This window comes from Myceligenerans pegani, assembly GCF_014892515.1.
GTDB classification, from domain to species: Bacteria; Actinomycetota; Actinomycetes; order Actinomycetales; family Cellulomonadaceae; genus Myceligenerans; species Myceligenerans pegani.
Map to the genome: position 1 here is coordinate 1 of NZ_JADBGR010000006.1, position 227 is coordinate 227.

Annotated in this window: 1 pseudogene; it reads right to left on the reverse strand. The window is 67.0% G+C overall.

Going from position 1 to position 227, the window contains the following annotated elements:
* Window positions 1-227 (reverse strand): annotated as a pseudogene (locus IIE03_RS00040) (hypothetical protein); the annotation flags it as partial.

Below are 227 nucleotides of genomic sequence, written 5' to 3' on the forward strand. Positions count from 1 at the left end.
GCCGGCGTACCGGTCTCGTCGTCCGTACCGATCACCGTGTAGTCACCCGGCTCGGCATCCTCCGGAACACACAGGTCCACGGTAAACGCACCGGTGTCATCGGTCTCGGCCACGATCGGGTCACCCACCGGGTTCCCGTCGGCGTCCGTCAGCTGCACCGTCACCGTCGAGTTCGGCGTGTAGCCCTCACCGGTCACCACCGTGCACTCACCCGGAGCAACCTCCGT